The organism is Aeromonas encheleia, assembly GCF_900637545.1.
Classification (GTDB): domain Bacteria; phylum Pseudomonadota; class Gammaproteobacteria; order Enterobacterales; family Aeromonadaceae; genus Aeromonas; species Aeromonas encheleia.
Window position 1 is genome coordinate 2,146,298 of record NZ_LR134376.1, and the last position, 23,428, is coordinate 2,169,725.

The 23,428-nt window shown below is 63.6% G+C and carries 21 protein-coding genes; 5 read left to right on the plus strand and 16 right to left on the minus strand.

The genetic code is table 11. The features are described from left to right. Positions 1-13 precede the first annotated feature (13 nt). Entirely contained in the window at positions 14-730 is a 717-nt protein-coding gene (gene minC, locus EL255_RS09995) for a septum site-determining protein MinC (RefSeq protein ID WP_042654853.1), read from the minus strand. A 106-nt stretch (positions 731-836) separates the two neighbouring features. On the opposite strand from minC, the gene EL255_RS10000 reads away from it, so the two are divergent. Next, on the plus strand, positions 837-1,115 hold the full coding sequence (locus tag EL255_RS10000) for a YcgL domain-containing protein (RefSeq protein WP_042654852.1): 279 nt from the start codon (positions 837-839) through the stop codon (positions 1,113-1,115). Beyond that, entirely contained in the window at positions 1,115-2,074 is a 960-nt protein-coding gene (locus EL255_RS10005) for a lytic murein transglycosylase (protein ID WP_042654851.1), read from the plus strand. Before EL255_RS10000 ends, EL255_RS10005 begins: the two co-directional genes overlap by 1 nt. A 143-nt stretch (positions 2,075-2,217) precedes the next feature. On the opposite strand, the gene EL255_RS10010 is transcribed toward EL255_RS10005, so the two are convergent. The 3 genes from EL255_RS10010 to ppnP form a co-directional block, all read right to left on the minus strand. After that, positions 2,218-3,588 carry an L-serine ammonia-lyase gene (locus EL255_RS10010; RefSeq protein WP_042654850.1) on the minus strand — a complete coding sequence of 457 codons (1,371 nt, stop codon included), beginning with the start codon at positions 3,586-3,588 and terminating at the stop codon, positions 2,218-2,220. A gap of 286 nt (positions 3,589-3,874) precedes the next feature. Next, complete coding sequence (locus EL255_RS10020; RefSeq protein WP_042654849.1) at positions 3,875-5,257, minus strand: L-serine ammonia-lyase; 1,383 nt, start codon at positions 5,255-5,257, stop codon at positions 3,875-3,877. A gap of 168 nt (positions 5,258-5,425) precedes the next feature. Beyond that, positions 5,426-5,710: a pyrimidine/purine nucleoside phosphorylase gene (gene ppnP / locus EL255_RS10025; RefSeq protein WP_042654848.1), complete on the minus strand. Its 285-nt coding sequence runs from the start codon at positions 5,708-5,710 to the stop codon at positions 5,426-5,428. Between the two features lie 270 nt (positions 5,711-5,980). Here ppnP and EL255_RS10030 point away from each other — a divergent pair, with 270 nt between their 5' ends. After that, positions 5,981-7,219 carry a dicarboxylate/amino acid:cation symporter gene (locus EL255_RS10030; protein WP_084228415.1) on the plus strand — a complete coding sequence of 413 codons (1,239 nt, stop codon included), beginning with the start codon at positions 5,981-5,983 and terminating at the stop codon, positions 7,217-7,219. Positions 7,220-7,364: 145 nt separating this feature from the next. Here EL255_RS10030 and EL255_RS10035 read toward each other — a convergent pair whose 3' ends face one another. Continuing rightward, the gene (locus tag EL255_RS10035) at positions 7,365-7,760 is read right to left on the minus strand and encodes a MerR family transcriptional regulator (protein WP_042654866.1); all 396 of its coding nucleotides are present in this window, start codon (positions 7,758-7,760) and stop codon (positions 7,365-7,367) included. Positions 7,761-7,893: 133 nt separating this feature from the next. On the opposite strand from EL255_RS10035, the gene EL255_RS10040 reads away from it, so the two are divergent. Beyond that, a complete protein-coding gene (locus tag EL255_RS10040; protein ID WP_042654847.1) occupies positions 7,894-9,057 on the plus strand; it encodes a thiolase family protein in 1,164 nt (387 codons plus the stop codon). 448 nt (positions 9,058-9,505) lie between these two features. Beyond that, entirely contained in the window at positions 9,506-10,810 is a 1,305-nt protein-coding gene (locus tag EL255_RS10045; RefSeq protein WP_042654846.1) for an outer membrane protein transport protein, read from the plus strand. A gap of 95 nt (positions 10,811-10,905) precedes the next feature. Here EL255_RS10045 and EL255_RS10050 read toward each other — a convergent pair whose 3' ends face one another. The 11 genes from EL255_RS10050 to EL255_RS10100 form a co-directional block, all read right to left on the minus strand. Next, positions 10,906-12,129, minus strand: a complete 1,224-nt coding sequence (locus EL255_RS10050) for an EAL and HDOD domain-containing protein (RefSeq protein ID WP_042654845.1) — start codon at positions 12,127-12,129, stop codon at positions 10,906-10,908. A 115-nt stretch (positions 12,130-12,244) separates the two neighbouring features. Next, on the minus strand, positions 12,245-13,501 hold the full coding sequence (locus tag EL255_RS10055) for an outer membrane protein transport protein (protein WP_042654844.1): 1,257 nt from the start codon (positions 13,499-13,501) through the stop codon (positions 12,245-12,247). 252 nt (positions 13,502-13,753) lie between these two features. After that, positions 13,754-15,037, minus strand: coding sequence for an outer membrane protein transport protein (locus tag EL255_RS10060; RefSeq protein ID WP_042654843.1), 1,284 nt, complete (start codon positions 15,035-15,037; stop codon positions 13,754-13,756). A gap of 408 nt (positions 15,038-15,445) precedes the next feature. Beyond that, on the minus strand, positions 15,446-16,195 hold the full coding sequence (locus EL255_RS10065) for a DUF3379 domain-containing protein (RefSeq protein WP_042654842.1): 750 nt from the start codon (positions 16,193-16,195) through the stop codon (positions 15,446-15,448). Next, complete coding sequence (locus EL255_RS10070; RefSeq protein WP_084228414.1) at positions 16,188-16,778, minus strand: sigma-70 family RNA polymerase sigma factor; 591 nt, start codon at positions 16,776-16,778, stop codon at positions 16,188-16,190. The genes EL255_RS10065 and EL255_RS10070 overlap by 8 nt, the downstream gene beginning before the upstream one ends. A gap of 40 nt (positions 16,779-16,818) precedes the next feature. Continuing rightward, positions 16,819-18,258 (minus strand): BatD family protein, encoded by a 1,440-nt coding sequence (locus EL255_RS10075; RefSeq protein ID WP_408608800.1) that lies wholly within the window; start codon positions 18,256-18,258, stop codon positions 16,819-16,821. Between the two features lie 134 nt (positions 18,259-18,392). Continuing rightward, on the minus strand, positions 18,393-19,862 hold the full coding sequence (locus EL255_RS10080) for a VWA domain-containing protein (RefSeq protein ID WP_042654840.1): 1,470 nt from the start codon (positions 19,860-19,862) through the stop codon (positions 18,393-18,395). Between the two features lie 21 nt (positions 19,863-19,883). Beyond that, positions 19,884-20,858: a VWA domain-containing protein gene (locus EL255_RS10085; protein ID WP_042654839.1), complete on the minus strand. Its 975-nt coding sequence runs from the start codon at positions 20,856-20,858 to the stop codon at positions 19,884-19,886. Further along, positions 20,855-21,373: a DUF4381 family protein gene (locus EL255_RS10090; RefSeq protein WP_042654838.1), complete on the minus strand. Its 519-nt coding sequence runs from the start codon at positions 21,371-21,373 to the stop codon at positions 20,855-20,857. The genes EL255_RS10085 and EL255_RS10090 overlap by 4 nt, the downstream gene beginning before the upstream one ends. Next, entirely contained in the window at positions 21,358-22,242 is an 885-nt protein-coding gene (locus EL255_RS10095) for a DUF58 domain-containing protein (protein WP_042654837.1), read from the minus strand. The genes EL255_RS10090 and EL255_RS10095 overlap by 16 nt, the downstream gene beginning before the upstream one ends. 106 nt (positions 22,243-22,348) lie before the next feature. Further along, positions 22,349-23,299, minus strand: coding sequence for an AAA family ATPase (locus EL255_RS10100; protein WP_042654836.1), 951 nt, complete (start codon positions 23,297-23,299; stop codon positions 22,349-22,351). Between the last annotated feature and the right edge of the window lie 129 nt (positions 23,300-23,428).

Consider the following 23,428-nt stretch of genomic DNA (forward strand, 5'->3'; position numbering starts at 1 on the left):
CTTCCTTGTAACTCTATTTGATACGGTCTATACGGAGTTGTTCGTTGTCCAGCCGGATATGGACCGGCTCTTGTATCAGGCCTGCCGGCAGAGCATCGCTCAGCTGGAAGGTGCCAGCGATGGAGAGCAGCTCGGCCTGCAATTGTTGGCAATAAATACGGGCACGGGTGTTGCCCTTGGCCCCGGCGATGGCCCGGCCACGCAGGGCACCATAGATATGGATGCTGTCGTCGGCGATGACTTCGGCGCCCGGACTGACCGAGCCCAGCACCACCAGCGAGGTGCCGGCAGCATAGATCTGCTGGCCGGAGCGCACCGGCCCGACGTGGACCTTGCTCGGCACCAGGGGGGCCGGCTCTGTGGCCGGGGTCTCGACAGCGGGTGGGACTGGCACGGGTTGTGGCTCGGGCTCCACCTTGCGGCTCTTGCCCGACACCATGACCGCCAGCCCCGCCGCCTTGGCCGCCGTCTTCATCGCCTCATCGCGCGCCCCCGTGATGCCGACCAGCACGAAGTCTTCCGACTCGACCAACTCCCTGAGTTGCTCGAAGTCCGGGATCGCAGCCAGTCGCTCCACATTGATGACGAGGGGGGCGCAATTAAAAAACTGGGGGGCCAGCGCGACCTTGGCCGCCAACAATTGACGGATCCGCGCCGGATTGCCATCGCTGAGATGCAACACAGAAATAGTGAAGGTAGTCCCTTTCAATTCGTTATCGCGCTCAACCATGAATCTTCCCCGAACCGAGACGGTAATACGTTATTGTTATTCAATTCCTGATGTTATAGTTTGCCACCATCAGAGGCAATAAACCCGTCGGATTATATCAATTTCCATGTTGTGTGCAGTCTATAAAAGTCGCAAAAAAGCCGAGACCTATCTTTTTATTGAAAGAAGAGAGGATTTCTCCCGTGTGCCAGAGGCACTGATGAGTACCTTCGGTCGTCCCGAGCTGGTCTTGATGACCAAGCTGGACCCGGCCAAGCCCTTGGGGATCGCCTCGACCGAGCGCGTGATGGAGGCGCTGCAACGGCAGGGCTTCTATCTGCAGGTCCCCCCACCGCCGGAGAATTTGCTGGAGCAGCACAAGGCGCAATTAAAGGCCTCTGCCTGATGCAGGGTCGGTTGGCGCTGTTATTGCTTGGGGCGCTATTAAGCGCGCCGCTGCAGGCCAGACCCGACTTTGCGCAGTATGTGGCCGGGCTGCGACAGGAAGCGCTCGCGGCCGGGATCCCGGCCGCCACCCTGGACGCCGCCTTTGCCGATATCCGGATCATCGAGCCGGCCATCAAACACGATCAGAACCAGCCGGAATTTAAACTGACGCTGGATACTTATATTCCCCGCGCCGTTCCCCAATGGAAAGTCAATCAGGCGAGAGCCTTATATCGCCGGCATTTGCCGTTGCTCACCAAAATAGGCCATGAATATGGGGTTCAACCCCGTTTTATTGTCGCCTTGTGGGGCATAGAAACCAATTTCGGCAAATTGACCGGACACTTCCCGCTGATATCGTCGCTGACGACCCTGGCCTGGGAAGGGCGGCGGGAGGCCTTCTTCAAGGCCCAGTTGTTCGATGCCCTGCGCATCATAGAGCAGGGGCATGTGAGCCCGGCTGACTTCAAGGGCTCCTGGGCGGGGGCCATGGGGCAGGTGCAGTTCATGCCTTCGTCCTTCCTCAAGTACGCGGTCGATCAGGATGGGGACGGCAGGAAGGATCTGTGGGGCAATCTCGCGGATGTGTTTGGTTCGGCTGCCAATTATCTGCATCAGAACGGCTGGCGCGAGGATGAGACCTGGGGGCGGCGAGTCAGGGTGCCGGCGGCGCTGGACCCCGCCCTGCTCGGGCTGGAGCGGCGCAAGCCGTTGTCGGCCTGGCAGGCGCTCGGGGTGCGCCAGCTCGATGGCTCGCCCCTGCCGCGGGTCCGGATGCAGGCCTCCCTCGTCCGGCCGGACGATGTCCAGGGGCGCAGCTATCTCGCCTACGACAATTATCGGGTGCTGCGTCACTGGAATCGCTCCCACTATTTCGTGGTGGCGGTTGGGACCCTGGCCGATCGCATCGTGGAATAATGGGCCGGGTCTGTGTCGCCTTGGCCGAAATAGCCGAGGCTGGCCGCGCAATATCGGTGGTGGCAGTTTGATCAGCAGGGCCTGAATAACAGGCAATAAAAAAGGCGGGATTTCCCGCCTTTTTTGCATCTCAGATTTGCGATTTATTCGCAGGCAACCTGCATCACCTTGATGGCCAGGCCACCGCGGGAGGTCTCACGGTACTTGGAGTCCATGTCCTTGCCGGTGATGTACATGGTCTCGATCACCTTGTCCAGTGACACGCGCGGCTTGGAGGTGCGACGCAGCGCCATGCGGGAGGAGTTGACCGCCTTCATGGCGGCGATGGCGTTGCGCTCGATGCAGGGCACCTGCACCTGACCGGCGACCGGATCACAGGTCAGACCCAGGTTGTGCTCCATGCCGATCTCGGCGGCTTCACACACCTGCTCCGGGCTGCCACCCATCAGTTCGGTCAGGCCGGCGGCGGCCATGGAGCAGGAGACACCCACTTCACCCTGGCAGCCCACTTCGGCGCCGGAGATGGAGGCGTTCATCTTGTAGAGCATGCCCACGGCGGCGGAGGCCAGGTAGAAGCGGGTGTATTCGTCGCGGCCGACCGGCTGGATGAACTTGTCGTAGTAGGCCAGCACGGCCGGGATGATACCGGCGGCGCCGTTGGTCGGCGCGGTGACCACGCGGCCACCGGCGGCGTTCTCTTCACTCACCGCCAGGGCAAACATGTTGACCCAGTCGACGATGCTCATGGGATCGTTGGAGAGATGCTCGTTGGTGGTCAGCTGACGGTAGAGCGGGGCGGCCCGACGGGGGACGCGCAGCGGGCCGGCCAGGATCCCTTCGGTGCGGCAGCCGCGCTCGATCCCTTCCCGCATGGTGGTCCAGATCTTGCCCAGCTTCTTGTAGATCTCTTCCGGGGTGTTGAAGCACTTCTCGTTTTCCAGCATCAGGGCGGAGATGGAGAAACCGGTCTGGCTGCAGTGGGCGAGCAGCTCGGCCGCACTCTTGAACGGGTAGCTCACCGACATGTCGCCGCTGTCGGCCTTGCCGAAGTTCTCTTCGTCGACGATGAAACCGCCACCGATGGAGTAATAGGTCTTGCTGTAGACAGCCTCATCTTCGATGAAGGCGGTCAGCTTCATGCCGTTTTCGTGCAGCGGCAGGGCCTCGTCATGGAACACCATGGCACCCTGCGGGAAGCTGACGGTGTGGCAATGCAGGCCGATCGGCAGGCGGCCGGTCTGCTCGACACGGGAGATGAATTCGGGGATGCCGTCGATGTCGACATTTTCCGGCAGGTTGCCGGCCAGACCCATGATGATAGCGGTATCGGTATGGTGACCTTTACCGGTCCAGGAGAGGGAACCATAGACGTCGACCTGGATCCGGGTGATGTCACGGATCTTGCCGCCAGCACGCAGATCATCCACGAACTGCTTGGCTGCTTTCATCGGGCCGACAGTGTGGGAAGAGGAGGGGCCAACACCGATTTTGAAGATATCAAAAACGCTGATCATGTAACAATTACCTCAGGGTAGAAGGGGGCGCCATGCCCGCTCGCAGAAAGGGGGTGATCCATGGGACGGGTCTGTCGTCACAAAGGCCAATGAACCAGATAACCGCAGTGTAACGGTTCAATACCTAAAAAAAGTTGAAACAGATCTATTTTTGTTGAATCTCTGGCGCGAGTATAAAATTAATTTTGATGGTTATCCATTTTGTTAAGTGCTTGGCAAACGTTTCGCGAAAAAATACCCGGCCAGGCCGGGTATAGTGGGACGAAGTGGAGTCAATTGGCATTTTTTAACATTCTGTAATGTTAACAGCCAGGCCGCCGCGCGCCGTCTCCTTGTACTTGGTCTTCATGTCGTTGCCGGTTTCCCACATGGTCTTGATCACCTTGTCCAGCGACACCTTGTGTTCGCCGGTGCCGCGCAGGGCCAGCCGGGCGGCGTTGATCGCCTTGACCGCCCCCATGGCGTTGCGCTCGATGCAGGGCACCTGCACCAGGCCGCCGATGGGATCGCAGGTCAACCCCAGGTTGTGCTCCATGCCGATCTCGGCGGCGTTCTCGACCACCCCCGGGCTGCCGCCGAGCAGCTCGGCCAGGGCCCCGGCCGCCATGGAGCAGGCGACACCCACTTCGCCCTGGCAACCCACCTCGGCCCCCGACAGGGAGGCGTTCTTCTTATATAGGATGCCGATGGCGGCGGCGGTGAGGAAGTAGTGCAGCAACAGCTCGTCATCCACCTTGCGCACGAAGCGATCGTAGTAATGCAGCACCGCCGGGATGATGCCGGCGGCGCCGTTGGTGGGTGCCGTCACCACCCGGCCACCAGCGGCGTTCTCTTCGTTGACGGCCAGCGCAAACAGATCCACCCACTCCATCACCATCAGGGGATCCTTGTTGAAGTTGGTCTCGCCGTTGAGCTGGCGATAGAGGCCAGGGGCGCGGCGCTTCACCTTGAGGCCGCCCGGCAGTATCCCCTCGCTGCGACAGCCGCGCTCGACACAGCCCTGCATCGCCTGCCAGATCTTGCGCAGGCCCGCCTTTATCTCCTGCTCGCTGCGAAACACCTTCTCGTTGGCCAGCATCAGGCCGGAGATGGAGAGGCCGCTCTCCTGGCAGTGGGCCAGCAGCTGGGCACCGCTCTCGAACGGGTAGGGGACGGGGTGGGCGGCGTCGAACCTGGCCGCCTCCTCCTTGGCGTTGGCGAAGTGGCTCTCCTCGATGATGAAGCCGCCACCGATGGAGTAGTAGGTCTGCTCGAACAGCAGCTCATCGGCTGCGAAGGCGCGCAGTGTCATGCCGTTGGAGTGGGCGGGCAGGGTCTTGCGCCGGTTGAAGATGATGGCGCCGACCCGGGGGAAATGGCTCGGCTGCTCCCCTGCCAGGCGCAGCGTCTGGCTGTGCTCTACCTGGCCCAGAAAGGCGGGGATGGCCTCGATATCCACCAATTCCGGCTCAAACCCGGCCAGCCCCAGGATGATGGCCTTGCCGGTGCCATGACCCTTGCCGGTCTGGCCGAGGGAGCCATAGCACTCGACCACGACCCGCTCGGTGCGGGAGAGGTGCCCTGCCTGCTTGAGTGCATTGACGAAGGCACAGGAGGCCCGCATCGGTCCCACTGTGTGGGAGGAGGAGGGGCCGATCCCGATGGAAAACAGGTCGAAGACACTGATCATGACGTACTCCGATTATGGATTTCGTCTAAACATTGTAAATTTTTTGTAGTCGATGGAAAGGGGGGAAGCGACGGCTTGTGATGGCGGTGTGGAAATGGGGCACTACAGGCTGGGCTAAAGGAGCCACGGGGAGCGGGTTGGCGCCTCGTGGCCCGCATTGCGCCGCTATCAGTCGAGGAACTCGCACAGATAGGCGGTCGGGGTCTTCACGACCAGCTTGAAGGAGGAGTGGCCGGCCACGTCGAAGGATTGGCCCTGGCCATAGCTGTGCCACTCATCTTCATCGGCCAGCTGGATGGTCAGGGCACCCTTGATCACCGTCATCCGTTCGGGGGCGGCGGTGTTGAACAGGTAGTCACCCGCATCCATCACACCGACGGTGGCTTTCTCGCCTTTCTGCTCGAAACCGATGGATTTAACATTTCCATCGAAATACTCGTTAACTTTCAGCATCTTTTCTTCCCTGTATGCACGTTTGCCAAGCCAACGTAGCACACTTTTTTGGCGGTTGTCATGGTGAAACAGGGAAAAAAACGATTGCTTCTTATGAGTCTTCACTTTGTGGTCACTATGCAAATGTTCGCTACGTTCAGGAATCACGATGTTAAACGGAGAATAAATATGAGATAAAGCGCGCCGCCAGCGTAATGGCGAGGCTTTATGGCCCCAAGTGGTCGATTGCACTGGGAAAGTGTGAATAATTGCTAATTAAAGGAACATTCTGTGTTAACAAAAGGACTCATTAAGAACATTGGCTTCCAGGTCGTGGTCGCCATGGTACTGGGGGCACTGGTCGGGGCGTTCATGGGTGAACAGGCCACCGTCTTCGCACCGCTCGGTACCCTCTTCATCCAGCTGATCAAGATGCTGGTGATCCCGCTGGTGGCGGTGGCCATCTTGTCGGGGGCCGCCAATCTGGGGGCCAGCCCGGCCGCGGGCAAGATCGGCATCACCACGCTCGCCTTCTTCCTCGGCACCTCGGCGCTGGCGGTGTTGCTGGCTCTGGTGATGGGCCAGGTCTTCAAGCCCGGGGTCGGGGTCGAATTCGGCACCATGGCGGAGATGTTTACCGGTGACTACGCCGACAAGGGAGCCCTGCCGGACGCCGTGGCCACCCTGCTCGGCATGATCCCGACCAACGTGTTCCAGTCCCTGAACGAGGCGAACATCCTGCAGATCCTGGTGTTCTGCATGTTCCTCGGCATCGCGCTGGCCAAGCAGCCCCGCGAACGGGCCAAGCCGCTGGTGGACGGGCTCAACACCCTGGTCGACGCCTTCGTCTGGATGATCAACAAGGTGATGCTGATCGCTCCTATAGGGGTATTCGGGTTGATGGCCGATGCCATCGGCACCTACGGCTTCGATGTGCTGACCCTGGTGCTCAAGCTGTTCCTGGTCTATGTGGGCGCCATCCTGATCTTCGGCTTCGTGGTCTACCCGCTGCTGATCGTGATCTTCTCCAACACGCCGGTGCGCAAATACTTCTCGGCGATGAAGAAGCCGCAGATCGTCGCCTTCTCCACCGCCTCTTCCATGGCGACCCTGCCGGTCAACATGGAGACCTGCGAGCAGGAGCTGAAGGTCACCAACGCCACCGCCTCCTTCGTGCTGCCGCTCGGCGCCACCATCAACATGAGTGGCAACGCCATCTATTACGGCCTGGTCGCCATCTTCTTCGCCCAGGTCTATCAGATCGATCTGACCATGGGCGCCTGGGTGGCCATCATACTGACCGCGACCCTGGGGGCCATCGGCCAGGCCGGCGTGCCGGGGCCGAGCTTCCTGGTGGTGGCCGTGCTGCTGGCGGCCGGGATCCCCATCGAGGGGCTGCCGCTGCTGTTTGCACTGGATCGCCTGTTCGACATGATCCGCACCGCGCTCAACATCACCGGGGATGCGGCCTGCGCCATCATCGTCGACCGTTACAGCCCGGATTACGATCCGGATCGCTGGAACAAGTGAGCCTGAGCTGAACTGCCGCCTGCCTCTATGGCAGGCACACCAAAAAGAAGAGGGAGGCCTATGCCTCCCTCTTCTTTTATTCGCGACGAGGCGAACGGCCTGCTCGCCGGCACCTAACAAACCGGCACCGACCGAGCGTCTCTCGCTACTGCAACTGCGCCAGGGCTTGCTGACAGCGCTGCTCGGCGGCCTCGAGCTCCAGCAGCACCATCTTGATGTCCTCCAGCTGCTGCTCCAGCGTCTCCCGCTTGTCGGTCACCAGGCCCAGCATGGTCTGCAGCTGGGTGCGGCTGCTCTTGTCTGCGTCATAGAGATCGAACAGCTCGCGAATGTCCGCCAGACTGAACCCCAGGCGCTTGCCGCGCAGGGTCAGCTTGAGGCGCACCCTATCCTGTCTGCTGTAGATCCGGGTCTGGCCCTGGCGGGTCGGATTCAGCAGACCCTGATCTTCATAGAAGCGGATACTGCGGGTCGTCACATCAAATTCACGGGCCAGCTCGCTGATGCTGTAGGTCCGGGTGTCATCCTTGGATATGGTCATACGGCTGTCTTGGCTGCCATCTTGGTTGTCAATGCAGGCTGGCACCTTACCCAAACGTCAACTTCCCCGCAAGTCTTGTTCCCGCTCCGGCATCAGCATATGTTATCCCTATGTAACAAGGAGAGCGTGACCGATGGATATTGTGATAGTGGCGGCCAAGCGGACCCCCATGGGCGCCTTCCAGGGCGCCTTGAGCAGCCAGAGTGCCCCCGAGCTGGGGGCCTGCGCCATCGCCGCGGCCCTGGCGGCGGCCGGGCTCGGGGGAGGGCAGGTGGATGAGGTCTACATGGGCAACGTGCTCAGTGCCGGGCTGGGGCAGGCCCCTGCCCGCCAGGCGGCGCTCAAGGCCGGGCTGCCAGACAGCGTGCCCTGTACCACCATCAACAAGGTGTGCGGCTCCGGCATGAAGGCGGTGATGCTGGCAGCCGACAGCCTGCGGCTCGGCGAGGCCGAGGTGGTGGTGGCCGGCGGCATGGAGAGCATGACGCGGGCGCCCTACCTGCTCGACAAGGCGCGCGGCGGTTTTCGCATGGGCCATCAGAGCGTGCTGGATCACATGTTCCTCGACGGGCTGCAGGATGCCTACGAGGGGCACCTGATGGGGCATTATGCGCAGGCGAGTGCCGATCGGGCCGGACTGACCCGGGCCGACATGGATGCCTTCGCCATCGCCTCCCTGGAGCGGGCCCTGGCGGCGCAACGCAACGGTGCGTTCGAGGCCGAGCTGACCCCGGTGATGGTGCATGATCAACTGCTGCTGGCTGAGGACGAACAGCCCGCCAAGGCCAGACCCGACAAGATACCCACCTTGAAACCCGCCTTCGGCAAGCAAGGCACCATTACTGCGGCCAACGCCAGCTCGATCTCGGACGGTGCGGCGGCGCTGGTGCTGATGCGGGCCGAGACCGCCGCCCGGCTGGGGCTGCCGGTGTTGGCGAGGATAGTGGGCTATCAGAGCCATGCCGCCCTGCCGGCCGAGTTCACCAGCGCTCCCGTCGGGGCCATCGACAAGCTGCTGGCACGCGTCGGCTGGCGGGTGGAGGAGGTGGACCTGTTCGAGGTGAACGAGGCCTTCGCCATGGTCAGCATGCTGGCCATGTCGGGCTGCAACATCCCCCACCACAAGCTGAACGTGAACGGGGGGGCCTGCGCCCTTGGTCATCCCCTCGGCGCCAGCGGTGCCCGCATCCTGGTGACCCTGATCCATGCCCTGCGTCTGCGAGGCTTGCGGCGTGGGGTGGCTAGCCTGTGCATCGGTGGTGGGGAGGCGACCGCCCTGGCCGTCGAGCTGGGCTGAGCCAGCCAATCACATAGGCGCCTGGCCACCTCGGTTCTTGAGGTGGCAACACTCTTATAGTGCTTGTCATGCTGGCCGCGACGGCGGCCAGCCTATCTGACTCGCGCATCCCGAATCGGCGATTCAGTGCATATCAATCCCCCCTTATCTCTGCCCGGCTCACCCACGCCATTCTTAGTCGCGTCATGGCGGCTAAAAGCCCTGTTATTGGATGGAAAAGGCAGGATCTTGCGCTCATTCAGCCGCGATTAAGCTTGGTGGCCAATTTGGTCACTGGTCTGATTTGTTGGCGGGGGCAGGGATCCCTACCATGCGCCGACGCATTTTGCCGCCCTCATCTCGAGCCGGCTGCCCGCCGACTCAGGGCCGTGCCACGCCAGCCCAGGCTGGCGCGATGATATCTATCCCGAGTGCCCGCCCTGCGGTGGGTACCAACACGAGAATCCCCATGACCACATTATTCAAGAGCCGCGCCCTCGCCAGTACCCTGGCGCTGTTGGCCAGCAACAGCTTCGCCTCCGGTTTCCAGATCAACGAACACTCCGCCGCCGGCCTCGGCCGCGCCTTTGCGGGGGAGGGTGCCATCGCCGACAACGCGTCGGTGCTGGGCCGCAACCCGGCCGCCATGATGATGTTCGACAAGACCGCCGTCTCCATGGCCGCCACCATGGTGGATCCGGACTACAGCGTGGACGGGGCCTTCGTCACCGATCTGCCGGGCAGCCGGTTTGATTCCAGCACCGCCGCCAGCCATGGCAACGCCGGTCCCAATGCGGTGGTGCCCGCCGCCTACCTGATCCACCCCATCAACGAGCAGTGGGCGGTCGGTTTCGCCATGATGACCAACTATGGTCTGGGCACCCGCTTCGACGACAGCTTCGGGGCGGGCAGCAATCCTGCCGCCGGCCTGTTGGCGGGGGAGACCTCGCTGATGAGTGTCAACCTGAACCCGAATGTGGCCTACCGCATCAACGAGCAGTGGAGCCTGGGTGCCGGCGTCAACTACACCATCGCCACCGGTTATGTGGATCGGGTCAATCCCAATGCGAACCCCAATGGTTCCCACAATACCCTGGCCAACTTCGATGGCTCTGGCAACGGCTGGGGCTGGAACATCGGCGGCCTGTTCGAGATCAACCAGGACAATCGCCTGGCGCTGACCTACCGTTCCCAGATCGACGTGGAGCTGGAGGGTGACTACACCGGGGCCGTGGGGGCGCCCGGTTACCAGGCCGATGCCAAGGTCGATGTGCCCATGCCCGCCATCGCCGAGTTCTCCGGCTATCACCGTCTGAACCAGCAATTTGCGCTGCACTACTCGGTGATGTGGACCGACTGGAGCGCCTTTGAGAAGCTGGAGGCGACCAGCGCTCAGTGCAACCTGCCGGGCGGCATCTGCCTGAGCAAGAACGAACAACTGCAGGATGCGATGCGCTACGCGGTCGGCGCGACCTGGTATGTGAACCCGCAGTGGGAGGCGCGCGTCGGCGTCGCCTATGACGAGTCGGCCGTACAGAGCGAGCACGCCACCATGAGTCTGCCGGATGCAGACAAGTGGTGGTACAGCGCGGGGGCGACCTACCATCTGGATGAGACCAAGAGCATCGACTTCGGCATGACCTATATCAATGGGGAAGCGAGTGAGGTGAAGGAAGGGGTTCACAACAACGACCCGGGTCAGCCGTTCTATTTCGAAGGCAACAACGAAGGCAACGCCTTCCTGGCCTCGGTTCAGTTCAACATGCTGTTCTAAATGAAAAAGGTCCCTCTTGAGGGACCTTTTTTCTGGGGCCTGATGGGCGGCGAGGGGCCGATCGCCACCTGCTTGGTTGGCAGCGGCTTCGTCTTTCAGTCAGTCCCCGCCATGGCCTGGATCTGCTCATTGACCCAGGTGGTGGCGGCCAGATAGAGGTGGCTGACCTTCTCCTCAGTGAGCTCGAGCCGGACCGTGCTGGCCGCGATCCGTGGCCAGTTCGCATTCTCATAATCTTCACAAAAGGCAAGGTAGAAACCCAGGCTGCCCTTGCGCTCCAGCAGGGCGGCGCGGATCTCGGCCGTCAGCGGGATGGAGCCGAGCAACTGATCCAGCGGTTGACCCAGCAAGACATCCAGCAAGGAGAACAAGCCGGTGATGAAGGCCTGCTGCGCCTGCCGGGTCGGGGCGTGGCTCTGCGCCAGCAGTTCGCAGAAGCGGGCCCGGATGAGCGACATCTGATAGAGCTCACCACTCTTGTCATGGCCGGCGCTGGTGGCGGCGACCAGGGCCACGAAGCGTTTCAACTGGGCGTGACCCAGGTAGCTGGCCGCCTGGCGAAACGAGGCGATGGGCTGGGGGAAGCGCTTGAGGTGATTGACGTAGCGCAGCAGCTTGAGGGAGAGGGAGACATCCTGGTTCAGCAGCTGCTCTATCCTGTCCAGATCCGGATCCGCCTGATTGGCGACCTCGAGCAGTTGCATCACCACCAGCTGATCCGGCTGCAGGGTGGTCTGTTGCACCATCTCGGGCCGGCTGAAGAAGAAGCCCTGAAACAGCTCGACCCCCAGGCTCTTCATCCGTTCAAACTCCAGCTTGTCCTCCACCTTCTCGGCAAGGTAGGTGAGCGGCAGGTGGCGGTGACTCAGGATGAAACCTTCGATCTTCGCCAGCGAAGTGGCCCGCAAGTCGAACTTGATGATGTGGATGAAGGGCAGAAAGCGCTCCCAGGCGGGGGAGAGGGTGAAATCATCCAGGGCCAGTCGATAGCCCAGCTGGTGCAACTGGCGCACCTTGGCCAGCAGCGCGTCGTCCGGGGTGGCATCTTCCAGTATTTCGATGACCACCTTGTCCTGGGGCAGGCACTCGGCCAGCCCGTCCAGCAGCAGGGAGTGGGGAAAATTGATGAAGCAGAGGCGCCCGCCGAGCAGTTGATCGATGTTCTGTTGCAGAAACTGTTCGGCCACCAGCCTGGCGGTGGCCTGTCGGGCGGAGATCAGGGGGAACACGTTATCCAGACTGTCGCGAAACAGCAGCTCATAGGCATGGGTGTTCAATTCCCGATCCAGGATGGGCTGCCTTGCTACATAGGAATACATGCATCTCTCCAGCATGGGTGCTGGCTTGATTCTATTGGGAAGCGGATCACTATGCCAGCGCTGGTCGGGTTGCACCGGTCAACAACTGGCATAGTGCTTGATAAGATCGGGGCGGTTAGAAGAGGTAGTTCAGCTGCAGGCCGGCCAGCCAGGCGTCCCCCTCCGAGGTGCCCTGGAAGCTCGAGCTGGTCTGCGGCACGCCGGGCTTGAGCTGCATGGTTTCGGTCACATCGACCTTCTTGCCGTCGAGCAGGGTCAGGCCAAGGTCCAGCGAGAGGTTGCGATCCAGCTGATAGCCCAGCCCGGCGCTGTACCAGATCCGGTCCGAGTCGGGGATGGAGATGGTGCGGCGATCGGCGGGTACCGGGCTGCGATCATAGGCAAGGCCCGAACGCAGCTGCCACTGGGGCGCCAGCTGGTAGGTCAGGCCGACGGCGTAGCGCCAGCTGTCTTCCCAGTGCTCATCCTTGATGTGCATGGTGCCATAGTGATCGAGCTCGGACTCCAGCTGGACGAACTTGCTCCAGTTGGTCCAGTTGATGCTCGAATGCAGCGCCAGCGCCGGGGTCAGCTGGTGGAACAGCGCCAGCTCGGCGGTGGCGGGCAGCGGCAGATCCAGGCTGCCGGTGTCGGTGAAGGTGCGTCCCTGCAGATCGGTGCCGATGGCGTCGCCGGACAGGGTCAGGGTCACATCGTGGCGATAGGAGAGGCCGATGCGGGTCGCCTGTGACAGCTCCAGCAGGGTGCCCAGATTCCAGCCGAGCGCCCAGCCATCCCCCTTGAGGTGCTTGGCTATCTTGTTGTTGGAGGGGAAGGTGCCGCCCACTTCCCCCTCGCCCTGAATGGCGGACAACCCGCCCCCCACGGACCAGAGCCGGTTGATGCGATAGGCCAGCGAGGCACCGAGATCCATGGTCTTGATGTCGGACACGTTGCCGAAGTGGCCGGCGTTGTAGTTGGCGGGCATCTCGACGCCGAGGCCATAGTAGGAGGTCGCCGCCAGTCCCAGCCGCCAGCGCTCGTTGAGCGGCACTATGAGATAGGCATTGGGCACCCAGGCGGAGGCGGCGATGTCGTGGGCGCTTGCGTCCAGAGTCAGGGGGCCCATGGCGGTCGGCACCCGGGTTGTGCCCTCGATGTTGACGTCGGGGCGAATATAGATGAAGCCGCCGGAGAAGGCGGTGCGCTCGAAGCGGGTCATGGCCGCCGCGTTGCGGGAGAGCACGCTGGCGTTGTCGGCGATGGCGGCTTCACCGGCGAAGGCGCGCCCCATGCCGGTGGCCGATTGCTCCGCCAACTGGAAACCGGCCGCCTGGGCCTGGCTCGACAGCACCAGCAGGGCGATGAGAGAGGGCTTGATGGAGGGATGCATAGCGTCTTCCTTGGGATGAACTTGTGGTTCATTCTGTTATTTGGTTGGGGGCGGGATTTTATATGGTATGACCAGTAAGGCAATGGAGGCGAGGGCGCTGGCGATAAAACGGGATTAAATGCTGGGGAGTGTGGGGCTAACAGGCTGATAAAAAACGAAAAGCGTACAGCTGTTTGCTACAGCTGTGCGCTGAAAACCGGATCCGGTATAAAAAAAGAGCGCCCTGAGGCGCTCTTTTTGCTGATCCCTGGATCAGAACTTCATGTTGAACTGGGCTGAGGCCAGGAAGGCGTTGCCGTGGGAAGTCCCCTTCCAGCGTAGTAATTCGTTACTTTCTGACAATTTCTCATTCACATCCACTTCCTTGCCATCCAGGTAGGCCATGCCGAAGTCGATGCTCATGTCCTGATCGATATGATAGGTGGCACCGGCGCTGTACCAGACACGGTCGGAGTCCGGGATGCTCAGGCTGCGATACTCCGGCTCGACCGGGCTGTTGTCGTAGGCGAAGCCGATACGGGCTTCCCAGGCCGGGTTGATGTACCAGGTGCCACCCAGGGCATAGCGCATGGAGTCTTTGAACTTTTCTGGTTTGTTCAGGCATTGGCCCGCAGTGCCATCATTACAGGAATTACTAGTAGCTTTCAGCTCCTGGAAGGCGCTCCAGTCGGTCCAGTTGACGGAGTAGTGCACCGCAAACTGCTGGTTCAGACGGTGGTAACCGGCAAACTCGGCCTGGGCCGGCAGATCCAGCTTCAGGTTGCCATCGACGGTCTGGAAGCCAGAGGCCAGGCCCTTGAAATCTCCGTCGAAGCTCAGATCAACCTGGGAGCGGTAGGTCAGGGCGAGGCGGTTGTTCTCGTTGATCTCGTACAGGGTACCGACGTTCCAGCCAAAGCCCCAAGTATCCCCCTTCATATGGCTTACGTTTGTATCTCGGCCAATGCCGGGTACGTTGTTAAGAGGTGGCAATGATGCGAGTACGCCAGCGTAGCGGTTCAACTCGGCCTGGGCATAGACGGCATTGAGCCCGGCACCGATGCTGAAGTTGGAGTTGATGCGATAGGCGACGTTGGGGTTGATGTTGAAGGTCAACAGCTCGGTATCACCGGCAATGGGGCCTGCTAGGTTGTTCTTGGAGTACTCGGTCGCCAGACCGTAGTTGGAGAACAGGCCGAGACCCCAGGCCCACTGATCATTGATCGGTTGGATAAAGTAGGTGGCCGGCACGAAGGCATCCGGCGCTATGTCGCTTTCGCTAGCTGGAATCGCACCTGCAATTTTACCTTCCACTTCCACATCAGGCTTGATGTAGGTACCGGAAACAGACAGTGCCATCTTGTCGAAGGTGGTCATGGCAGCCGGGTTGCGGGACAAGACAGAGGCGTTGTCTGCGATTGCTGCTTCCCCTGCATAGGCGCGCCCCAGACCGGAGGCGGAGTGCTCGTTCAACTGGAACGCGGCGGCAAAGGTCTGGGTGCTGGCCAGGGTCACGGCCGCGGCGATCAGGCTTTTCTTGAAAAAGGCAGTTGTCATAGTGTTCTCTCTTGTAAGCAGATTTTCTGTCGATATCAGGGCTCTTTGGCCGCTATACACGACAAGATCTGTTGTTATGTAAGCTTCTTCCCATTCACTTCTGGCGTGATTCTATGGATCTGGTAGGAGGTAAGAAATCAGACCAGTGACAGCAGAATACATAAAAGTTTCCATTATGTTAATCATTTGTTTTAACTTGGCGTTTTAATAACCAAATTTATCCATTATTGGATAAATAAAAAACAACAAGTTCCGTTTGTGTCATAAAAATAAATTGGGTGCTGTTGTGGGATCAGGAGGGCAATGAGCGGGAAAAATCGCGTAGTTAGGAATGAACAGGCAGACAACTGGCGTGTCTGCCTGTGATGCCGAGGCGGCGGGGCGCCGGTCAGCTCGGGTTAAGTTCTGTTAAATGGACCAGTGCAGCCGTGACTCGAATTGCGCGGCAACCGGTTCGAGTGACTCCTGCATATCACCGATCAACACCATGTTGGCGCCCTTGAGCGGCACTATCTCGCCCTTGAGCTGGCCATCTTCAAAGCTGGGCTGGAGGCTGAGCGGCACATGCTTGGGGACCAGGAACAGGGTGACGGGTCCCATCTTGCCCTGGATCACCATGTGCAGGGCCGGCCCCTGATAGAAGGAGCAGTGATTGACATAGGTCACCTTCATGTCCTGCATGCCCATCAGGGTGGCGCCGTATTTCTCCATCTTGGCATTGATGGTCTGCAGGCTGACCCTCTCATCCACCCCCTTGATGAAGGGCTCCTCCCCGTAGACGTGGGCCATGGCGACCTGCGCCAGGGAGAGTTCGACGGGCGCCGTCGGCGGCCAGCTGATCCAGCGGGTGCTGATGCCGAGCAGGAAGGCGACCGAGGCCGCGATGGCGAGGGGACGCCAGCCGGTGCGTGCAGGCGGGGGCGGCAGGGGGATGACGACATCGTCATCGTCGGCCTCCATCGCCTGCCTGAGCAAGATGCGCTCGGCCAGCCCGGCCGGCACCTCGACCTCCAGGGTCCGCTGCAGCTGACGATCCAGCTGTTTCATCTCGTCCAGGTGCTTGCGATTGGCAGGGGAGGTCTGCGCCGCGTCGAGGAACGCAGGATCCTGATCCATTGGATGGGCGATGGCCCTGCGGCGAAACTCAAGCTCATCCATTAGTGTGTCCTCTCTGTTGTGCTGCTGACTCCATGGCCTCTTTTATCTGGTTGCGCGCCCGAAACAGCCTAGTCATGACGGTGTTCTTGTTCAGGCCCAGCTGGCTTGCGATCTCCTCGCCACTAAATCCCCCCAGTACCTGCAACAGCAGCGGCTCCTGGTACTCGGCGGGCAGGCGGGCGATGTGACGCCTGAGCCACTCGTGCTCCATCTCCTGCTCGCTGTGCAGGGCATCCGGATCGCTCTGGGGATGCTCGTCGAGATCGATGAGATCGAACTGCTTGCGCTCGAAGCGCCTGGCGTTTTCCCGCCGCACTATGGTGATGAGCCAGGCCTTGGCGGCCTTGTCGTCCTGCAGGCTGTCGATCGCCTTCCAGGCGCGCAGGAAGGTCTCCTGCACCAGATCCTCGGCGACCTGCGGGTCCCGACACAGCCAGTAGGCGTAGCGATAGATGTCCCCATGCAGGGCATGCACCAGGGCTTCATATTTGGTTTGTTTGTCTGCCATACCCCCATAGACCGGATCGGTCGCGGGATCCTTTCCCGTCCCTGAGCTTTTTTTTCTGAAAAAACCTAACGCCATTGCGGGGCTTCCTTTTTATCTGCGGTGGCTTGCGGCGGGATCAGCGACTCACCCGCGCCAGTTTCCTGAGGCTATAGGCTATCGCAAAAGTTTCGAAGGCGCACAACCCTTCGGCGAGGGCCTGCCAGCGAACGGGCTCGGCCACGGTTGAGGGGGGGGCGAAGCAGGCCCGATCCAGGCTGTCCAGGGCGGCACCTATGGCGGGATCGCAATGGCAGGGCAGGCTGGTGAGCTGTCGATGAGAGGCGCCCCAGCGCCGATCGGCCCAGACCAGCAGGGCTCCTCTGGCCGAGTCCGGCTCCCTGACCGCCAGGGCCCGTTGCAGGCGATAGAAGGCCAGCCAGCGTGGCCCGCTTCGCCACAGGGCGCGCAGCAGCAAGGCCCCCAGCACCCAACAGAGGCTCTCGCCGCCGGGGGCCCGGCTGTCTGCGGGCGACGAGAGGCCGGCCTCGAACCGCACCGTCTGGGCCGGCAGGCGGGCATGCTCGACGCGACCGCTTTGGGTATTGAACCAGGGCAGATCCACCGGGGGCAAGCTGTAGTAACCCGCCTCGTCTGCCGTCAATGCCTGGCGCCACTGGCGCTCGAAGCGCAGCGCCCCCTTGGCGGTGAACTGCTCGCGCTGTTGCTCTCCATCTGGCCGCAGTTGCAGGCCGGCTGGCAAGCCGAGTGGCGGCAGGGACAGACGGTTGCCATCGCCACCCTCCATCACCAGGGTCAGGGTGCGGATCACCGGTTCCCCGGCCTTGGCGCCCGTCGCCGGGCTGAGCTGCTGGCGCAGGGTCAGCGCGCTCGCCACCGGCTCCAGCGGGGCCTTGTCCACCTTGATAAATTGGGTGGCCGCCCTGGCGGAGAGCGCCTCGCTCTGACCGTCCTCCTGGGGCAGTCTTCCCTGAAAACGGGGGGATTCCAGCGGATGGAGCCCGGGCTCCTTGGCCTGCAGCAGCCATCTGCGGGTCAGTCGTCCCGGCATGCCGGGGCTGGCGGGGGACTCCCACCTGTCGTCGCCGAGGCGGCGGATGGTGAAGCCGTTGCCGGCCGGCTCGCTGAGGTTGGGGGCCTCCAGGTTGGCGGGCAGCCAGAGGCTCAGTTGATAGAGGAAGGGTTGCCCCGGATAGAGCGGTCCCTGATGCAGCACGCTGGCCTGCAATTCGATGGGCGAGAGAGCCGCCGCGGGCGCAGCCTCTGACTCGCTGCGCCGGGGCAGGGGGATCGCTGGAGTCTGCTCTGTGCCCAGCGTGAGGGCGGGAACCTGGTCGGCGTCGTTGGCCACCCGATGCAGCGGGATCTGCCAGCGGGTGAGGCTGTGCACCTCGGTCGTGATGCGACTCATTGTTACCCGGCCCACCGCAAACTGGCGCAGCAAGGGGGTGAGGCTGAGCTCGTCGCTGCGGCGTTCCCCATCGGCCTCGATGATGAGCAGCCAGTCACCCTCGCTCGCGCCTGCCAGCAGCTCGGCCCGTGGCGGGGCGGCCAGCACCTGGCCCGTCAATAAAAGCGTCGTCAATAGAGAGAGGATAAGCAGCCAGCGCTGCCAGGGAGACGCACCTCTTAATAAAGAACCGCCCCCCCGGCGATCATTCTGCAGGGCGGGGCACCTCAACGGCAGCGCCCTCACCAGGGCTCCTCCGGCTTGATCGATTGCGTGGCTTGAGCGCGGCGCTGGGCCTCCTTGCGCAGTCGCTGCTCCAGCAGCAGCACCGGCGGGGCAGGTGGGCGCGGGCGATCCGGCGCGGCGGACTGCTCGGGGGCATCGGCGGGTTGGGGCTGCTGCGCCGCGGGGGCGGCCTGCGGCGGCTGGGCACGCAGCAGGGCCAGGTTGTAGAGCGCATCCTCATGGCCGGGCTCGAGCGCCAGGGTGGTCAGATAGGCCTGCTCGGCGCCCTTGAGATCGCCGAGCTGCACCAGTGCATTGCCCCGGTTGTAATGGGCGGTCGCGCTGGTGGCGCGGCCATAGGCGGCGACGGCCCGGGCGTAGTCACCGGCGCGATACCAGGCATTCCCCTGCCAGACGGGATCCTGGAAGTCGCGGGCCGCCGCCAGGTAGCGCCCCTGCTGGAAGGCCTGCCAGGCTTGCCGATCCTGCCCCGACAGGCCTGGGATCGGCGGGGAGGCGGGGCTCGCCTGCAGGGGCGGGTTGAACAGGCCGACACCCACGCCGAGCAGGAGCAACCAGAGCGCCCCGATGCGGGCCAGCAGTGCCAGCGGCAACAGGGGGATCAGCAGCCAGGGGCCGAGATCCCGCGACTGGTTGGCGGTCAGGGTCTGGCTCATGGGCAGCGGCGCGAAGCGCGGCACCCCGGCCTGCAACCACTGCAGCTCTCCCCCTGACTGGGCCGCAAGTCGTTGCATGGCCGCCCCGTCGGGGGGCGGCAATTCACGGCCAAGCCCCGCACTGGAAGGGGGCAGCTTGGCGGCCTTGCCCCCATTGGCCAGCAGGATGTCGAGACGGGGCGTCGCCGATTGCGGGCAGAGCAACGCATTCTGACAGGGCCACTGGGCGGCAATGCGCGCGATCTGGACGGGGGAGAGCCCATCGGTGATGAGCAGCAGTCGTGCCTGCTGACCGGCGGGGATCTGGCTGAGCGCCAGCGCCACGGCGCGCTCGGGGGCGCTGCCGGGGAGCGGCATGATGGCCGGGCGCAAGTCCGGCAGCAGCAGCGAGATGGCCTGATGATCCCGGGTCGCGGGCATGGCGAGGTAGGCATCGCCGGCAAACAGGATGAGGGCGATGGGGTGGGGCCCGTCCTCGGCCAGCATGTCCTGCAGCAGCAGCCGCACCCGGGTCGCCCGATCCGGCGGCAGATCCCCGGCCAGCATGGAGTCGGAGAGATCCAGCAACCAGATATCGAGCGCCGGGCTGCTGATGGGCTGGCTCTGCTGGCGCAGGGCCGGGCCGGACAGGGCCAGGATCACCGGCAGGCAGGCGAGCCAGAGCCAGGGTCTGGTGCGGCCCTGGCCCGGCAGCAGATAGGCCCCCATGGCGGGGGTGAGCAGGGGCCGCTGGCGACGACGGCGCCACCCCTGCCACAGCCAGGGCAGCAGGGCCAGCAGCCAGAGCGGGCGCAGCAGGATCAGCTCCATAGTGGCTCCTGGCGCAACTGCTTATCCATGAGGCGGCTCCGCCTGCGTGCGCCGCCAGGGCAGCCGGCGCCCGCGCAGGCGAGTCGGCCAGATCAGCAACAGCCAGGCCAGTGCCAGGGGCCAGGGATAGAGCTCCCGGCTGGGGCGATAGAGGGTCTGCGGGCGGGCGCTGGGCTCCAGCCGATCGAGCGTCTGGTTGATGGCCGCGAGATCGGCCTGGCTGCGGGCCCGGAAATAGCGGCCGTGGCCCAGCTTGGCCAACTGTAGCAGCAGGGGCTCATCCAGCTCGGCACTGGGATCGAACCCGCTCTGGGGCTGGGCATCGGCAAAGGTGCCGGGATCGGCGCCGACCCCCAGGGTGTAGAGGGTCATGCCGGCGGCCGCCGCGCGGGTGGCCTCGGTGAGCGGATCCGCATTGCCCGCCGTGTTGCGGCCATCGGTGACCAGCAGCAGGGCGCTGGGGCGAGCGGGATCGGCGTGCTGGCGAGCCAGCTGTATGGCCTCTCCCAGTGCCGTGGTGCGCCCCACCAGATCGAAGTCCAGCTCCTTGGTCAGGGTCAACAGGGCCTGGGTCTCCTGGGTCAGGGGGGAGAGCAGATAGGCGTGATCGGCGAACACCACCAGGGCGATGCGATCGCCGGGGCGGGCCCGGATCAGCTGCCTGAGCTGCTGGCGCACGGCGCTGAGCCGGTCGCGCTGCTCCCCCTCATCCAGCATGTCCTGGGTGCGCATGCTGTCGGAGAGATCCACCGCCAGGATGAGATCCCGGCTGGCCTGATAGTGAATGAGGGGCGCCTCCTGCCATTGCGGGCGGCACAGGGCGAGCACCAGGGCGCACCAGCACAGCGTCATGCGCCAGAGCGGCTGGCCGGCATGGGGCCGCAGGAGGGGGAAGCCGTCGTGGGCCAGGGTCGAGCGGCGCAGGGGTGGCAAGCCGAAGCGCACCAGCAGCGGCAGCACCAGCGCGAGTGCAAACCAGGGCCAGGCGAGGATCATGTCGCCCCTCCGTCATGGCGCCGTCGCCAACCCGTCGCCCTAGTCAGCAGCCGGGGCGGGCTGACGCAGCGGCGTCCCCACCGCAGGTAGCTGCACCGCAGCGCCGCCTGCTGTGTGGCATCGGGCTCTCCCCGGCCGTAGAGCCAGTGGGGCCAGAGTGGGGCAAATTCGGCGAAGCGGCTGCCTCCCCTGGCATCGAGCCAAGCGAGCCAGGCCTCCCCCTGCAGGTGGCGGGCCTCGGGCCAGTGCGCCAGGGCGGCCTGGCGCAGCACAGCCTGCAGCCGGGGCACCAGCTCGGCCTCTTGCCACTCGATTTGCCGTGCCCAGCGGCGCTGGCGCCAGAGTGCCAGTGCCAGGGTGGTGATCAGCAGGGCGCACAGCAGGATGATCAGCAGCCAGCCCCAGCCCAGCAGGCGGGGATCGACGGCGCTGCCGAGGGCGGGGCCCGGGTGAATGTCGCGCAGCTGCGCCGCGAGGGGGGAGCCGGCCAGGGCGGCGCTCAGAGCAGACGGCATCCGCCCTCCTGCCACTGGCGCTGCAAGGACTGGCCGTTGTCGAGCCGGTAGAGACGCTGCACCAGCGGCAACAGCTGCCGCTGGCTCTGCTGGGCCTGGTAGTCGGCCGCCAGGGCATAGTGGCGGGCAAACCCCGGCTGCCCGGCGTCGAGCCAGCCGCTGCGCCTGCCGGCCCGCACCGCCAGCTGCCCCTGTTCGGGCAGCGCCGCCTCCAGCGGATCCCGGATCTGCCAGTAGTGAATGTCGTGGCGCCGGCCGAGCAACTGCAGTTGCTTGGCGAGGGCCTCGTCGCAGGGGCGGTGATCGGTGATGAGGGTCAATTTGGCGCCGTGGGGCAGCTTGAGCCCCGCCAGGGTCTGGGCCAGGCTGCGGGGGACGGGCGTGCGATCCAGCCCCTGCTGGTAGTGATGGCAGAGGGTCTCGAGTAGCGGGATCAGGGTGCCGCGCTGGGACTCTAACCGGGTCTCCACCCCGTGGCAGATCAGGGTGTTGGCCTGTTTCTCCCCCTGCCACAGCAGGGCGGCCGCCAGCTCGCAGCCGAGGCGGGCCTTGAGCTGAGGTCCTGAGCCGAAGTACATGGCGGGGGAGAGATCGAGCAGCAGCCAGTGGGCCTGATCCTGCTCCTCGCTATAGAGTCGGGTGTAGGGGCGCCCGAGCCGGGCGGTGACCCGCCAGTCGATGTGGCGCACCTCATCCCCCGCCTGATAGGCGCGCAGCTCGCGAAAACTCAAGCCCGGCACGCGCCCGAGCCGGCCCTGTTTGGCCTGATGGACGCGGGCCTTGGGGCCCTGACGTGCCCACAGCCGGATGGCCAGCAGCTGGCTCAGCGGCAGGGCTATGTGGGGATGGCTGCGGGGATCCAGGGACATCAGACCCAGCCCCGCAGGCGGGTGGTCGGCGCCTCGCGCTCGAGTGGAACGGTCGTCACCTGAGCAGAGGGCCGTTGTTGGGGCGATGAGGCAGGCTGGCGCCGGCTCAAGGCGAGGGCACCCAGTCCAGCAGGCGGGTGATCAGCGCCTCGCTGTCGAGATTGTCGGCCAGTGCCTGATAACTCGGGATGAGGCGATGGCGCAGCACGGCGGGGGCCAGTTGCTGGATGTCTTCCGGCAGCACGAAGTCGCGCCCCGCCAGCCAGGCGCGGGCGCGGGCCGCCCTGGCGAGGCCGATGCTGGCCCTGGGGCTCGCGCCCACGGCGATGAGGGGTTCCAGCTCGGGACAGAGGCCGCTGCCCGGCCGGGTGGCGCAGACGAGCTGCACCAGATAGTGCTCGAGTCGGGTCTGCATCTGCACCTCCTGCACCGCGGCGCGGGCGGCCAGCAGGCTGGCCTGGCTCAGGGTCACGGGGGGCGGTGGCAGCGCGTCGCCATGGGCGTTGAGCTGCAAGATGGCGAGCTCCATGGCGGGGCTGGGGTAGTCCACCACCAGTTTCAGCAGGAAGCGGTCGAGCTGGGCCTCCGGCAGCGGGTAGGTGCCCTCCTGCTCGATCGGATTCTGGGTCGCGGCCACCATAAACAGCGGCGGCAGGCGCCAGCTCTTCTTGCCGACGGTGATCTGGTGCTCGGCCATGGCCTCGAGCAGGGCGGATTGCACCTTGGCGGGGGCCCGGTTGATCTCGTCCGCCAGCACCAGGTGGTTGAACAGGGGCCCAGGCTGGAACACGAAGCTCGCATCCTGGGGGTGGAACACCTCGCTGCCGGTGAGATCGGCGGGCAGCAGATCCGGAGTGAACTGGATGCGGGCGAAGCGCCCCTCAACAGCCCCGGCCAGCGCCTTGACGGCCCGGGTCTTGGCGAGACCGGGGGCGCCTTCGATCAACACATGTCCTTCACATAGCAGGGCGATCAGCAGCCCGTCGATGAGCGGACCCTGGCCCAGGATCTGGCTGCCAAGATAGTCGCTAAGTTGTCTGAACTCGGTCGCTGCCATGGGATGAACCCGTTGTTTTAATAGGAGTTGCTCTTTTTATACTCCAGATGTCGCAAGAGGGCGAGGGAGGGGGCACAGATGGCGACAATTTAGTTTCAATCAGCCGTATGAAAGTTGTGAGTGGATTGT

What these genes read in the sequence shown, in the direction of transcription:
- minC (WP_042654853.1), bottom strand. Translation starts at nt 730, where the DNA reads ATGGTTGAGCGCGATAACGAATTGAAAGGGACTACCTTCACTATTTCT.
- EL255_RS10000 (WP_042654852.1), top strand. Translation starts at nt 837, where the DNA reads ATGTTGTGTGCAGTCTATAAAAGTCGCAAAAAAGCCGAGACCTATCTT.
- EL255_RS10005 (WP_042654851.1), top strand. Translation starts at nt 1,115, where the DNA reads ATGCAGGGTCGGTTGGCGCTGTTATTGCTTGGGGCGCTATTAAGCGCG.
- EL255_RS10010 (WP_042654850.1), bottom strand. Translation starts at nt 3,588, where the DNA reads ATGATCAGCGTTTTTGATATCTTCAAAATCGGTGTTGGCCCCTCCTCT.
- EL255_RS10020 (WP_042654849.1), bottom strand. Translation starts at nt 5,257, where the DNA reads ATGATCAGTGTCTTCGACCTGTTTTCCATCGGGATCGGCCCCTCCTCC.
- ppnP (WP_042654848.1), bottom strand. Translation starts at nt 5,710, where the DNA reads ATGCTGAAAGTTAACGAGTATTTCGATGGAAATGTTAAATCCATCGGT.
- EL255_RS10035 (WP_042654866.1), bottom strand. Translation starts at nt 7,760, where the DNA reads ATGACCATATCCAAGGATGACACCCGGACCTACAGCATCAGCGAGCTG.
- EL255_RS10040 (WP_042654847.1), top strand. Translation starts at nt 7,894, where the DNA reads ATGGATATTGTGATAGTGGCGGCCAAGCGGACCCCCATGGGCGCCTTC.
- EL255_RS10045 (WP_042654846.1), top strand. Translation starts at nt 9,506, where the DNA reads ATGACCACATTATTCAAGAGCCGCGCCCTCGCCAGTACCCTGGCGCTG.
- EL255_RS10050 (WP_042654845.1), bottom strand. Translation starts at nt 12,129, where the DNA reads ATGTATTCCTATGTAGCAAGGCAGCCCATCCTGGATCGGGAATTGAAC.
- EL255_RS10055 (WP_042654844.1), bottom strand. Translation starts at nt 13,501, where the DNA reads ATGCATCCCTCCATCAAGCCCTCTCTCATCGCCCTGCTGGTGCTGTCG.
- EL255_RS10060 (WP_042654843.1), bottom strand. Translation starts at nt 15,037, where the DNA reads ATGACAACTGCCTTTTTCAAGAAAAGCCTGATCGCCGCGGCCGTGACC.
- EL255_RS10065 (WP_042654842.1), bottom strand. Translation starts at nt 16,195, where the DNA reads ATGGATGAGCTTGAGTTTCGCCGCAGGGCCATCGCCCATCCAATGGAT.
- EL255_RS10070 (WP_084228414.1), bottom strand. Translation starts at nt 16,778, where the DNA reads ATGGCGTTAGGTTTTTTCAGAAAAAAAAGCTCAGGGACGGGAAAGGAT.
- EL255_RS10080 (WP_042654840.1), bottom strand. Translation starts at nt 19,862, where the DNA reads ATGGAGCTGATCCTGCTGCGCCCGCTCTGGCTGCTGGCCCTGCTGCCC.
- EL255_RS10085 (WP_042654839.1), bottom strand. Translation starts at nt 20,858, where the DNA reads ATGATCCTCGCCTGGCCCTGGTTTGCACTCGCGCTGGTGCTGCCGCTG.
- EL255_RS10090 (WP_042654838.1), bottom strand. Translation starts at nt 21,373, where the DNA reads ATGCCGTCTGCTCTGAGCGCCGCCCTGGCCGGCTCCCCCCTCGCGGCG.
- EL255_RS10095 (WP_042654837.1), bottom strand. Translation starts at nt 22,242, where the DNA reads ATGTCCCTGGATCCCCGCAGCCATCCCCACATAGCCCTGCCGCTGAGC.
- EL255_RS10100 (WP_042654836.1), bottom strand. Translation starts at nt 23,299, where the DNA reads ATGGCAGCGACCGAGTTCAGACAACTTAGCGACTATCTTGGCAGCCAG.